Source organism: Candidatus Amarolinea dominans (genome assembly GCA_016719785.1).
GTDB lineage: Bacteria > Chloroflexota > Anaerolineae > SSC4 > Amarolineaceae > Amarolinea > Amarolinea dominans.
In genome coordinates, this window is sequence record JADJYJ010000019.1 from 26,208 (window position 1) to 38,816 (window position 12,609).

Genomic DNA, 12,609 nt, shown 5'->3' on the forward strand with positions numbered 1-12,609 from the left:
TTAAAAGCAGACTTATCTGCGTTTTGTCTGAGACAGCAGCGGCGAGGCTATGGCCTCGCCGCGCTCAGTTTCGTTTGATGGGGTTCGTCGTTTGGACAGGCTCTTAATCGCCAAAGCTCTCCATGTCCAGACCTTCCACAAACTCGCGGAAGATGTCCAGGCCCTCTTCGTCTTTTGCGGTCTTGTCCTTCTTGCGTCGCGCCTCATCCGGTTCCGGCAGTTGCGTATCGGTCTCAGGCAAAATGGCCGCATGGTCCATCACCGCCTCGGCGATGAAGATGGGCACACGGGCGCGTACTGCCAGGGCAATCGCGTCGCTGGGGCGGGCATCTATCTCTACGATCTCGCCGGCTGCATCAACGACAATCGTGGCGAAGAAGGTTTCACTGTGCAGCTCATTGATCAGCACACGCAGCACCTGCGCCTCCAGCGTGGTAATGATGCGCATCAGCAGGTCGTGAGTCATCGGTCGGGCCACTTCGATGCCCTGCAGTTGGATCGTGATGGCGTCCGCTTCGAAAGGCCCGATCCAAATGGGCAGGTAGCGCTCGCCGTCAACTTCTTTCAAGACCACCACGCGGTGTTGTGACATCAGGCTGACCCGAACGCTATCAATCGTGACCTCGATCATGCGGTGCCTCCTCACAAGCAGTTGGACATGCAAGCTCTGACAATGCGCTACGGAGCGTGCCGGCGCCTACCACGCCAGAAAGATTATACCACAAGGCACAAGTCGTACCAAAGTGAGCAGTTGGAGATGTGCGGGCGGAATGGTATACTGCAAGCGGGCACGAATTGCGCCTGTTTCCGTAGGCGGAAAAGTGAAGTCTATTCCCGCTTGCAGTATATAATCGCCGCAGCTATTTGGGCAACAAACCGGCGCGGGTGCGACCGGCAAGGACAGGGATGAACCGGCAAAAAACAGACCCATTGCTTCAAGCGCAGATAGAAAAGATCGAAAAGATAGAAAAGATCGAAAAAATCGAAAAGACTGAGAGCGAGCAGGCCATTCCGCTCATCGTGCGGCTGGACGTCAGTCGCGGCCTGCAGCCCTCGTTGAGTCCCGGGCAAACTGTCGTTGCCGTTCGTTACCAGTATCGGCTCCTGCCGATGGTGGCACTGCTGGCCACGCCAGGACAAATCTACGCGCTGCGCGACGATCCGGCCATTGACCGCCTGTGGTACGACCTGCCTGTGCAGGTGTGCCTTGATTTTTCCGTGTCCTTGATCCAGGCGCCGCGCGTGTGGGGCATGGGCGTCACCGGGCGCGGTGTGCGCGTGGCTCTCCTCGATACCGGCATTGATGTCTCGCATCCTGACCTGCGCGGGCGCGTGGTCGGCTCGGCCGTCTTTGCCGGCGACAACCTGCTCGACCGTCAGGGACATGGCACCCATGTCGCCGGCATCATTGCTGGCAGCGGCAGCGCCAGCGCCAGGCGCTTTTCCGGTGTGGCGCCGGATGCCGCGCTCCTCGTGGCCCGCGTCCTGGACGATCGGGGCGCCGGCTGGTCGAGTGATGTGATGGCCGGCCTGGACTGGGCCGTGGTACAGGGGGCGCGTGTCGTCAATCTATCGCTGAGCAGCGAGCACTACGGCGATGGCAGCGACGCGCTGTCGCTCTTCTGCGACGCGGTCGTGCAGCAGGGTGTGGTGGTGTGTGTGGCGGCCGGCAATGACGGCCCGGCTCCACACAGCGTGGGCGCACCGGGCTGTGCGCGCCAGGTGCTCACCGTGGGCGCCAGCACCGATGCCGACGGCATCGCTGAATTCTCGGCGCATGGCCCCACAGCCGATGGGCGCATCAAGCCCGATGTACTCTTTCCCGGCACGCTGATTACCTCAACCCGCGCGCGTGGCACGCACATGGGTGCGAGTCAGGGCGACCTGTACACCGAAGCATCCGGCACCAGCATGGCCACGGCCCATGCCAGCGGCGTGGCGGCCCTGCTCCTGGAAGCCGATCCCAATGCAACTCCGGCGGAGGTCAAGGCGCATCTGCTGGCCGGCGCCAAAGATTTGGGGCGTCACGCGCAGACGCAGGGCGCGGGTCGCGGCGATGCCTATGCCGCCTACCGGGTCGGGCACACCGCCGGCGACTTCGCAGGCAGCGCCGCAAGCTCTGCACCCCGCTCGCAGACCGCGGCAGACGCGCCATTCCCGCTGACCCCGGCCGCGCCAATGCCACCTGACCCGCGACCGCGGCGCACGTTGTCGAGGGGGCTGTGGTGGGCCGGGCTGGCCCTGGCTGCCCTGACGCTGTGCCTCTGTTCGCTCTTGATCCTTTTGGGCGGGCTGGATAGCGCGCTGCGCGTCCTGGAGGCGCGGGCCGTCACACCGACGCCGGCTTTGAATGTCCTGCTGCGCCAGGATTTCACAAGCCCTGATCCGGCCTGGCCGACCAACGAGAATGAGCAGGAGCAGCGCGGTCTGGCCGAAGGGCGCTATTATCTGATCGCCCGGCAGCCGCAGAGCCTGCTGAGTCAGGCCATTCCGGGGCGTTATGACAATGTGGTGATCGAGGTGGAGGCCGGCCAAACGGATGGGCCAGCCGGAGGCGCCTACGGTTTGATCCTGCGCCAGCGTGACAGCAGCAATTTCTACTACGTGGGGCTGACCTCACAGGGGTCCTACAGTTTTGCCCGCCTGGTGAGTGGGCAGTGGCAGGAGATCATTCCGTGGACACCGGCCGAAGCCATTCTGAAGGTGGGCTATCTGAATCGTCTGCGGGTCGAGGCACGAGGCAAGCAGTTCAAAGTTACGGTCAACGGGCAAGTGCTGGCCACCGTCGAAGATGGCACGTTCGACACGGGGGCGGCGGCGCTCTTTGCCGCCAGTTTCGACCAGGGCGGCGTGCGGATTGATTTCGACAATCTCAGCGTCTGGGCCGCCGCGCCCAACTAAGGGCAGCCTCTCCTCAACCCCCGGCCCCTTCTCCTCTCCGCGCTGCGGAGAGGAGAAGGGGGGGAGAGGGCGGAACGGCGTTGGCGAAGGGGGAAGATGGCGGAACGGCGTTGGAGTTTTCACGTCGAAGCCTGGCGACTTTGCGGGCGAAACGCCCGCGCTCCCAGCCGTAGGTTTTCACGTCAACGTGATTTAGAAGGGTTCTTCGATCGCTGGCTCTTCCAGGGGCGGCGGGGGCGGCTCATCATGTCGGCGGGGTTCCAGTAGCTGCAAGCCGTTCATGTTGATCTTGGTGCGCGAGCGTTTCTCGCCTTTGTCATCAACCCACTGATCGTTACGCAACTCGCCTTCCACGTAGGCCAGGCTGCCCTTCTTCAGATATTGCTGGCAGATTTCGCCCAGGCGACCCCAGGCCTCCAGTTGAAACCACTCCGTGGCCTGTTTGCGCTCACCGTCCTGCCCCTTCCAGACACGGTCAACCGCCATCGAAAACGATACGACCTGCGCCCCGCTGGGGATGTAGCGCACTTCCGGATCACGACCCAGGCGCCCGATCAACTGCACGCGATTCAAGTTTGCCATATGAGTCCTCCCTGTTTTGTTCGACGTGACAGTGGCCAGCAGTGCTGTCAATCGCCAGCAGTGCTGTCAGCGGACAGTCCGCTTCGGAAGGCCTAACGAAAAGAGGAGGGCAAAAATCGCGCTCAGGCGCCGAACAAATCGTCCATATCCTGACTGAAGCTGGGCAGCGGGCTACGGTCGTCGCCGCGACGCTCATCGCTCGTCACGGCGCGGTAGAAAGCCTCGTCGTAGCGTCGCGTGCGCAGCACGATCGGCATGGGGACGGCGTGACCCACCATCAGAATCTGCTGCCTGGTGTCCAGGCTTTCCATCATGGCGCGCACGGCCGCGCGGTTGGCTACGCCGGTCAGGACCGCTTCGATATCACGTTCTTCGGTCAGTTTGCCGGTGACGCGCGTGCCCAGTTGCGAGAGCACCTCGCTGTCAATCCCGCTGGGGCGCTGATCCACCACCATCAAGGTGACGCGGAACTTGCGCAGTTCGCGCGCGATGGTGCCGAAGATGGTCTGGCGGGCCGCACGCGGGTTGAGGAACTTGTGCGCCTCTTCCAGGGTAATCATCAACGGTTTGGGAGCATCGGCCTCATTGCGCGATTCGACAAATTTCTCCATTTTCTGCACATACAGCTCGCGCACCCGGCGCGTCACAATGTTGGCGACCAGCATATGGTCGAGCGTGCGCGATTCGCTGCCAAAGTGCAGGATGACATGGATGCCCCGGTCGAGAAGGGCCACAATCTCATCAATGGCCTTGGTGTCGGCCTGCGGCACCACGAACGGACGGCGCTCCACCAGGTAGAGCTTGCGCTGCAGCGCGGCCAGGGCGCTGGAACTGGCGTTGGCGCCCTTCGCCCAATCTTCCATCTCCGCCGGTGTCATGCCGAGCAGGCGGGCAAGCCATGCGCCGTGAAAATCCCTTTCCAGGAGGGCAATCGTGGTCTCAGCCGTCTCGTTGAGGTCCAACTCCTCGCGCAGCAGAAGGATGTCATCGGCCTCGATCTGGTTGAGACCGATCTTGAAAATGGCATCCACCCGCCGGCCGGCGCGGCGGCCGGCCTGTTCGCTCAACGACCAGACCTGCACACGGGTGCCGAACAGGTCTTTGAGGCCCTTGACCATGACCTTGTCTTCGGAGGTGACGCCGAACGCATACTCATCGTGCATGTCAAAGATGAGGTTGACGCCCACCTTGCGCTGGACGATGCCGCACAGGAGCAGGCGCGCGAGGAACGACTTGCCCGTGCCTGACTGGCCGAAGACGCCGTTGGAGCGTTCCATCAGGCGCTCCAGGTCAAGGCTGATGGGCAAATCGGCGCCGACCAGCGGCGTGCCCATGGCGAAGAACTTGCCGCCCTCGCGGCCAAAGACCAGCTCGAAATCACCCTCGCTGGCGTGACGCAGGATGGCGAAATGCATGGGGATGGTGCGCACCGGCTCCGGCCGCGCCGTCTGGTCCACAAAGGCCAGAGGATCGGCCGACGGCTTCTTGATCATCAGCATCGGCTTGACCTGCACCACGGCGTAGGTACTGATGCCGGCCAGCGCGGCGCGGACGAAGGTGGACGCGGCGCCGGGCGGCACGCTCAGCAGGCCAGGATCGGTTACGCGCAGCTGCAAGTCGCTGATCGTGCTGAAGTAGAGATGATCCTCGCCCTCCACAATCACGAAGCTGCCAATGCTCAGCCCTTCGGTGGACACCCCGGCCTCCAGCCGCGCGGTCAGCGTCGCATTGAAGGCCCCGTCAGTGATAATCCCCAGTCGTTCGTGTTGAGTCATGGTAACCCCATTCCTCTTTCCTGCAGGAAGGCCAGCAGCCCACGGCAGCCGGCGACCACCAGCTTGTAGGTGTAATCGAAGTTGTTATCGTAATAGGGATCGGGGATATCACGAGGAAAGTTGGCCGGGGCAAACTCCATCAGCCGATGCGTCTTGCCATCCAGATCACCGCGCAGGTCCAGGCGCTGCAGATCATAAATGTTGTCCTGATCCATAGTGACAATGTAATCGGCGGCGCGCAGATCGGCCGGCGTCACCTGGCGAGCGCGGCCCTGGTGAGCAATGTCAGCCTGGCGTAGCACAGCCAGCGTGCCGCGGTGCGCCGGTTCACCCACATGCCATTGACTGGCGCCGGCAGACAGAATCTCGATCCTATCCTGCAGCCCGGCCTGCGTCACCAGGTGACGAAACACCGCTTCGGCCATCGGCGAGCGGCAGATATTACCCAGGCAGATGAAAAGAACTTGAATCATCAGACAATCCACGCGTCCAATCTTGCATCCCTTTACAAGGCTCAGGCGAGCTGAGCCACCCGATTCAGATTTATCGTGAAGCTGGTCAAATCCTGTCCGGCCAGAATTCGTCCAGCAAACACGATCTCTAATCCCAGAGGCACCCCATCTCTATCCACATCAACGAAAACGTACTTTCCAACGGTCAACGTGTCATCTACCTCACCGGCGCGCAGCCGGATATAGATCGCGTCTGCCTGCGGATCATAATCAATTTGCATTCCTCACCTCTCGTCCTCAGTCATCTGTATCCGAGGCTTTATCGTGAGAGATTGGTGTGAATCCATTCAACAAATGACTCAAATATGATCTCATCGGTCAAAACAAGATCAGCTTTGTCCCGTAAATGAAGATGTGGTACCAGTTTCCCTGCATACTGAGCACCAATTCTGCCGTACTTGAGACGGATGGCACGTGGATCAGGGCTGTTGTCGAACCCCGCTATTACCCAGTCCCCGAGCAGCACGTAGTAGCCATATTTCCGAACGCCATCGCTGAACATCTCAACTACTGAAATGCGATTGGGGCCATAATCCGCATGCAAGCGCAAGATGCTGCGCATGGGCGTGGTATCGGTGGAGTATTCGATATTCTCGAAGGTGGCGAAGGCTCGTGCAACTATGTTATTAAAATGGCTTGCAGCTTGCGCGTCCAATCTTGCATTCCTTGATGGCAGAATTCCCAGTCAGCCAGATCAATCTCCCAGGTCTTGGAAATCGTACTCTCGATCATCTTCACAAAGGCTTCATCTTGACCGACATGCTTGACAAAGGCCGGATAACGCATACCGTACTTCTCCTGATACACGGCATCTCTGCGCCTTAGGTCGGCTATTTTGGCTGTGACCTGCTCAATTGCATAACGCTGTAAGGCCAGGTTGACCGCATCTTCCAGGCTGCCAAAAGGCTTCAGGGCCTCGACGTACCTATCTCTAATCGCTACTGTCACCATGCTCGAACCTCGATTTCGGAAACAGCTAACCTTTCGTCTAAGGAATGAGAATTTTTTAACTGTCCAGTTCCGAGCAAATTCTGAGCATACAGACAGCACCAAAGTGACACTTATTTAATTCTCATTCCTAAGTCGAACGAATTGTAGCACAAGCGGCTGGGATGGTCAATGGCTTGATTCATGCGGAAACTGGCGACAAGATCAGTCGCAGTGGTAGGTGCGGGCATAGAGAGGCTTTTCTTATTCAGCATTCCGCCTTCCATTCATCCAGCCATGCCCTGACTGCGGCCGGTGTGCGCAGGTGAATCACGTGCAGATGGCGGTAGGCTGGCTGCAAGAAGAGCAGCGGATACTCACGCCGCCGGCGTTTGTAGGTGCGCAAGGCCCACAGGATGATCGAATCACGGCTGAGTTGGGCGGCCAATGTTTCGCGGTTGCCACTCCACAGTTTCTCACGGCAGAGGACGCGGCGCAGCGTGCGTCCCAGCAAGCGCCAGAGAATGATGCCGAGCGTGAAGTCCAGCCACACCACCGTGTCGGCACGCGCCCACACCAGATCGCGCACCGCGCTGTAGTTACCGTCCGCGGCCCAGGTCTCGGCTGCCACTGCCGCGGCCACCCGCGCCCGAAAGACATCCAGCGGAGCTTCCTGCCAGTTCGGCTCCCAATGCAAGGCGTCCAGCTCGATGTGCGCCACGCCCATGCGCTGCGCCAGGTCGCGCGCCAGGGTGGTCTTGCCTGAACCGGAGGTGCCTACGACGGAGATGCGCTGCATGGTGGGTGACTCCTGAGATCGGAGATCGGAGATCGGAGACCGGAGATCGGAGATCGGAGATCGGAGATCGGAGACCGGAGATCGGAGATCGGAGATCGGAGATCGGAGATCGGAGATCGGAGATCGGAGATCGGAGATCAGTAGACCTGGTGGGTGAGGACGCCGCCGTCAACGGTGAGGCTGGCGCCGGTGATCCAACGGGCCGCGGGCGAGGCGAGGAAAAGGCAGGCGTCGGCCACGTCCTCCGGCATGCCCAGACGGCCGAGCGGCGCCGCGGCCAGGTAGCGGTTGACGCCGTCCGGCCAGTCCTGTTCCAGGCCCTCGCGCCAGATCAGGCCCGGGGCCACCGCGTTGACGCGAATGCCGTGACGCCCCAGCTCCGCCGCGGCTGAACGGGTGAGCATGAAAACGCCGGCTTTGGCCGCGCTGTAGTGGCTGTGATGGGGCGCCGGGTTCTCCGCCTCGATGGAGGTGATGTTGACGATGGCGCCGCCGCTGCCCTGGGCGATCATCTGGCGGGCGACTGCCTGCGTACACAGGAAGGTGCTGCGCAGGTTGGCGGCGATGACCGCGTCCCATTCCGCGGCCGCCATCGTGAGCAGGCCGGCGAGAGGGTAAAGGCCCGCGTTGTTGATGAGCATATCCACGCGGCCAAAGTGCGCGACGGCCTGCGTCACCAGGCGAGTCACCTCGTCCGGTTGGGTCAGGTCGGCCGCCAGGGCCAGTGCCTCGCCGCCCAGGGCCTCGATGCGTTCGACTACCGCCTGGCTGCCGGCGCGGCTGGCATTGAAATGAACGATGACTTTGGCGCTGGCCTGGGAAAAACGGATCGCCAGGCCCTGTCCCAGGCCGCTGCCGCTGCCGGTGATGAGCGCCACCCGGCCGGTCAGGTCGAACAGTGCGGAAGGATGAGGAATGTCCATGCGATCTCCCTTGACTGGCCTGAAATCAGGCGGCCGTCAGTGCGGCGATGCGCGCGGCCTGCTCAGGATAATCGGCCAACAGCGCGGCGCGTGCGCCCAGTTCGAATTCATCCTGCTCATAGGCCGGGGTCATGGTGGTGCCCAGCAGCGCCAGGCGACCGCCCGGGCGCACCCGTGAACCTTGCCAGGCGCCGGCCGGCGCCACAAACTGCACGTGCTGGCCGGCCTCCAGATCATGCCCCAGGATGACCACCTGGCTGTCGCCGTCGGGATGCAGCAGCAGGAGCTCGACTGGATCGCCCAGGTAGAAATGATAGACCTCATCGGTCAGCAGGCGATGCAGGGCCGAGAAGTGGTCGTCATACAGCAGGAAGTAGATGACGCTTGCCAGCGCACGCGGCCCGCGATCGCGCGCCGGCGCGGCCTTCTGCACAGCAGCGTCTGAGGCGGTGAAGGTCCGTCGAAAGAATCCACCTTCGATGGGCAGAGGCTTCAGGTCGAGCAGTTCGATCAGTTGTTGGGCGGTCAGCATGTGGTGGGCGCTCTCACGGTTCGATGTCGTACAGCACGGTCAGGAGGCGGGCGGACTCGGCCTGCAGCAGTGTGGAGACCTCGCGCGCGGCGCGGGCCAGCCAGGGCAAGTCGTTCCCGCGCAGGGTGTACGTCTGGCGAATGTGCGCGGCCAGGAGCTGTTCGGTTGGCAGCTCGCCCTGCGCGGCCAGCAGCAATCGGAAGTAGGTCATCTGTTCGCTGAACGCGGTGAGCGTCGGCAGGTCGCAGGGCAGCACAGAGTAGTGCAGCGGCGGCGGCTGGCTGGGCAGATGACGGCGCAGCCGGCCCAGGGCGTCCCGATAGCCGACCAGGAGCGCGCTGAACTCGGTGCGCAGCGTCTTGGAGAGCTGCGGGTGCTGCTGGTAAATGGCGCTGTCGAACGTATCTTCAGTGCTGCGGCGCACGACCCGGCGCCCAGGGTCCAATCCGCCGGTGTTGCCAAAGCTGACCACGGCGTAGATGGGCTGGCCGGCTGTGGGCTGCACGTAGACCAGGCTGCCCAAGGGCGGCGGCTGGTGCAAGGTGTAGCTCTCGGCCACGAAGCTGCTGGTATTGGTGGCGATGATCTCGCCGCAACGATCCGTCATGCGCTCTCCATCGTTTTGCTGAACAGTTTCCTTTGTGTTCCTAGATGCTACGCTCGCGCTTGCTGCGGTCCTTCAGCGAGCGGGCAACATAAATCTGCTGCTGGGCCAGGGCGGCTTCCAGCAGTTGTTCGACCAATTGGCGGTCGCCCATGGCGATGACGGCCTGTTCGTGCGCCTCGACCAGGGCGGGGGGGAAGCCGCGCCCCCGGCGACACTGGTCCACCACCAGCGCATGAACCCGGTCGAGCAGGCCGGCATCGTCTGCCACCCACTGCGGGACTTCGACGCGGCCAATTTCGCCGCCCACGTTGACGTAGAAGAACAGAATCTGCTGGGCCGGGTGGGGATAGAACTTGCGCACGACCGGCTGGCGGCTCAGCCACAGGCCGGTGCGTTGACCGTCCTCCAGCATGGAATCGAGCAAGCGCCGATCTTCAAGCGGCACGATGGGGGCGCAGGCGTTCAGCCCGCTGTCGCGCAGGGTGACGCAGCGCGAGCAGACGACATGCTCGTCCGGGCACAGGCCGACGCGCAGCGCGTTGATGATCTCGTCGCTGCCCGGAAAGCTGATGTAGCTGGCAACCGGCACGCGGCGCTGGCGCAGCGTCTCCAGGGCGTCGAGATAGGGGCCTAAGAAGCGGGTGCGCACCTCCTCGCTCAGGCTGGGGCTGTCCAATCCCCAGACGATCAAGGTGCCATCGCGCAGCGCCAGCGCCTCCGGCTCGGAGATCGCCTCTGTGGCCTGCACCAGGGTTTCCATCTCAGAGACCGCCATCTTCACCGCGACCAGCGCGCCATCAATGGGCAGAGTCTGGTATTTGGGGGAGATGAAGACATCCTCGTCCTCGTAGAACAGCTTGCACTGGCTGCCCAGCTCCGCATCGGGCTGGCTGCCGTAGGTCAGAATGGCATAGCCGGAATTGATGACGTAGTAGCGCACGGGGCTGTGGCGGTCGGGGTAGATGGCCGAGCCGTCGGACGCGACCACGCAGAAGTTATCGCTGTGCGGGGGCAGGGGGTAGCGATTGGTCAGCGGCTCCAGGGGATAGCCCACCAGCCAGGCCGGGTGCGCCTGGGGATCGTCCAGCCGGCCGCGCAGATAGGCCGCGTCCCGGGTCAGGAACTGCTCACGCGCCGCGGCCAGGCGGTCGCTAGAGGCGTCCAGGCTCAGGTTTTGGGTCATCTGCTCTATTTGTGTACTCAGGCTCTCAAGGTCAAGCGGCATCGGTCTCATTCCGTGCAGAGCTGATGGGTGATGGGGAACCGTGGAAATTGTAGCGCATGGCCGCGGCTGGTGTCAAGTTAAACAGGCATGGCTTCGAAGGGATGACTTTGACAAGTTGAAGGGCTGCTGTGCCCCAGGACTGAAATGCTCCCCTGCGGCTTTGCCATCTTGATCGTTCGTTCGTATAATCCAGCAGGCGAATCTGCACAGCGCCTGGATCGAACGGGCTGCGAACGCCACTCAGAAGGAGAGACGAGGAGAGATTATGGAGCCAATTGATGTCATCGTCACAGCGGGATACTCGGAAGGGAAACCGGATTTGCTGGCCGAGTACACCGGCTCGCCGCGCAAGGCGCTGGCGCCGCTGGCGGGCAAGCCGATGGTATGGCACGTCGTACATGCCCTGCGCGCAGCCCCCTCCGTTCGCGATATCATCGTCATGGGCATTGCCCCTGAAGAAGGGGTGGACTTGGGCACGCCGGTGACGTTCGTTCGTAATCAACCGGGCTTGCTCGATAACGTCTATGCCGGTCTCGATACGGTGCTGCGTCAGCATCCCGATGCCATTATGACCCTCGTCGCATCGGGCGACATTCCCCTGCTGACGTCGGACATGGTCGAATGGTTTGTGGCGACCTGCCGGCAATCCGAACATGACGTCTATTACTCGGTTGTGCCCAAGGCGGTCATGGAAACCGCTTTTCCAACTTCTAAACGCAGTTACATTCGCTTCCGCGAGGGGCCTCACTGCGGCGGCGATCTGTTCATGGTGCGCTTGGCCGCAGCCCATCGCAGCGAGAGCCTGGTGCGCGCCGCGCTCGATCGGCGCAAGAGCGCCTGGCGGCAGGCGCTCCTGATGGGCGTCGGCACCCTGCTCAAACTGGCGGTGGGTCGCCTGAGCCTGCCCGACGCCGAACGAGTGGCAACCCGTATTTTCCAGGTCCGTGGCCGCGCGGTAGTGGCGCCCTACGCGGCCATCGGTATGGACGTGGACAAACCGTTCCAGTACGACATCGTGCGCCAGAGAATGGGCTAGAAAATGGACCGAAGACCAGGGAGACGCACAGCTCCGCCCCAGTCGGCGCCAATAGGGGGTCAGCAAGCAGTATCGTGAGCGAACAGCCGCCGCATCTTCCGCTCCCGTCCCAACAAACGGACCGCCGCACCTGGCGCAGCCGGATCGGAGCCTGGGATCGTGCGCGCAGTGCGCGCCTCGTGGTGACGCGTCACGGGGATGCGCGCTACGGCCTGGCCTGGCTGGGCGCACACCTGGGGGACGGCTACCTTTGGTTCACATTGGCCGCGCTGGGCCTGTGGCTGGGCGATGACCCTCTGCGCCGCGGTGTGCTGCTGTGGATCATCAGCATGGCGGTTGGCGGCAGCCTCACCACCTCCAGCAAGTTCATCCTGCGACGCCAGCGCCCACAGGAACAGCACGGCTTCTATTCGGTCAAATATGACCGTCACAGCTTCCCATCCGGCCACGCCACACGCATGGGCGCCGTCGCGACCTGGGGCGCCATCCTCTTTCCCGGTTACGCCTGGGTGTTCATCGGTGTGTCATTGTGGACCGCCTGGAGCCGCGTGGCCCTGAGTGTTCACTACCTGCTCGATGTCGTCATCGGTCTCACCATTGGCGTCGCGACGTCGCTACTCATCTTCGCGGTCACCGGTGGTCGCGTCTGATCGGGGTCAGGGCGCGGCCCTCCACCCTGATATGCGCCCTGGCTTACGGCCGCTGCTTGACCCCGATAAACGAGCGGTGGTAGAATGGGGATACACGGTACAGAGAATACGCCTGTTGGCGAAAACGTCACCCGTTTGCG

15 protein-coding genes are annotated in these 12,609 nt (G+C 62.5%); 3 read left to right on the forward strand and 12 right to left on the reverse strand.

The annotated features are described in order from the left end of the window. Positions 1–103 precede the first annotated feature (103 nt). Positions 104–631 (reverse strand): bifunctional nuclease family protein, encoded by a 528-nt coding sequence (locus IPM84_18750; protein MBK9094767.1) that lies wholly within the window; start codon positions 629–631, stop codon positions 104–106. Between the two features lie 275 nt (positions 632–906). On the opposite strand from IPM84_18750, the gene IPM84_18755 reads away from it, so the two are divergent. Next, on the forward strand, positions 907–2,901 hold the full coding sequence (locus IPM84_18755) for a S8 family peptidase (protein ID MBK9094768.1): 1,995 nt from the start codon (positions 907–909) through the stop codon (positions 2,899–2,901). 192 nt (positions 2,902–3,093) lie between these two features. Here the strand turns inward: IPM84_18755 and ssb are convergent, their stop codons facing one another. From ssb to IPM84_18810, 11 genes are all read right to left on the reverse strand, one after another. Continuing rightward, a complete protein-coding gene (gene ssb, locus IPM84_18760; GenBank protein MBK9094769.1) occupies positions 3,094–3,483 on the reverse strand; it encodes a single-stranded DNA-binding protein in 390 nt (129 codons plus the stop codon). A gap of 122 nt (positions 3,484–3,605) precedes the next feature. Then, on the reverse strand, positions 3,606–5,258 hold the full coding sequence (locus IPM84_18765) for an ATP-binding protein (GenBank protein ID MBK9094770.1): 1,653 nt from the start codon (positions 5,256–5,258) through the stop codon (positions 3,606–3,608). Further along, a complete protein-coding gene (locus tag IPM84_18770; protein MBK9094771.1) occupies positions 5,255–5,731 on the reverse strand; it encodes a low molecular weight phosphotyrosine protein phosphatase in 477 nt (158 codons plus the stop codon). Before IPM84_18770 ends, IPM84_18765 begins: the two co-directional genes overlap by 4 nt. A gap of 41 nt (positions 5,732–5,772) precedes the next feature. Further along, positions 5,773–5,991: a DUF2283 domain-containing protein gene (locus tag IPM84_18775; protein MBK9094772.1), complete on the reverse strand. Its 219-nt coding sequence runs from the start codon at positions 5,989–5,991 to the stop codon at positions 5,773–5,775. Positions 5,992–6,029: 38 nt separating this feature from the next. Then, positions 6,030–6,425: a hypothetical protein gene (locus tag IPM84_18780; protein ID MBK9094773.1), complete on the reverse strand. Its 396-nt coding sequence runs from the start codon at positions 6,423–6,425 to the stop codon at positions 6,030–6,032. Next, on the reverse strand, positions 6,389–6,721 hold the full coding sequence (locus tag IPM84_18785; GenBank protein ID MBK9094774.1) for a hypothetical protein: 333 nt from the start codon (positions 6,719–6,721) through the stop codon (positions 6,389–6,391). The genes IPM84_18780 and IPM84_18785 overlap by 37 nt, the downstream gene beginning before the upstream one ends. 244 nt (positions 6,722–6,965) lie before the next feature. Continuing rightward, positions 6,966–7,496, reverse strand: a complete 531-nt coding sequence (locus IPM84_18790) for an adenylate kinase (GenBank protein MBK9094775.1) — start codon at positions 7,494–7,496, stop codon at positions 6,966–6,968. Between the two features lie 137 nt (positions 7,497–7,633). Further along, entirely contained in the window at positions 7,634–8,395 is a 762-nt protein-coding gene (locus IPM84_18795; protein ID MBK9094776.1) for a glucose 1-dehydrogenase, read from the reverse strand. 49 nt (positions 8,396–8,444) lie between these two features. Further along, the gene (locus IPM84_18800; GenBank protein MBK9094777.1) at positions 8,445–8,951 is read right to left on the reverse strand and encodes a cupin domain-containing protein; all 507 of its coding nucleotides are present in this window, start codon (positions 8,949–8,951) and stop codon (positions 8,445–8,447) included. Between the two features lie 13 nt (positions 8,952–8,964). Continuing rightward, on the reverse strand, positions 8,965–9,558 hold the full coding sequence (locus IPM84_18805; GenBank protein MBK9094778.1) for a hypothetical protein: 594 nt from the start codon (positions 9,556–9,558) through the stop codon (positions 8,965–8,967). A 40-nt stretch (positions 9,559–9,598) separates the two neighbouring features. Further along, positions 9,599–10,783, reverse strand: coding sequence for a DNA double-strand break repair nuclease NurA (locus tag IPM84_18810; GenBank protein ID MBK9094779.1), 1,185 nt, complete (start codon positions 10,781–10,783; stop codon positions 9,599–9,601). 265 nt (positions 10,784–11,048) lie between these two features. Here IPM84_18810 and IPM84_18815 point away from each other — a divergent pair, with 265 nt between their 5' ends. Next, positions 11,049–11,819, forward strand: coding sequence for a nucleotidyltransferase family protein (locus IPM84_18815; protein ID MBK9094780.1), 771 nt, complete (start codon positions 11,049–11,051; stop codon positions 11,817–11,819). A 74-nt stretch (positions 11,820–11,893) separates the two neighbouring features. Continuing rightward, positions 11,894–12,469, forward strand: coding sequence for a phosphatase PAP2 family protein (locus IPM84_18820; GenBank protein ID MBK9094781.1), 576 nt, complete (start codon positions 11,894–11,896; stop codon positions 12,467–12,469). Positions 12,470–12,609: the final 140 nt, after the last annotated feature.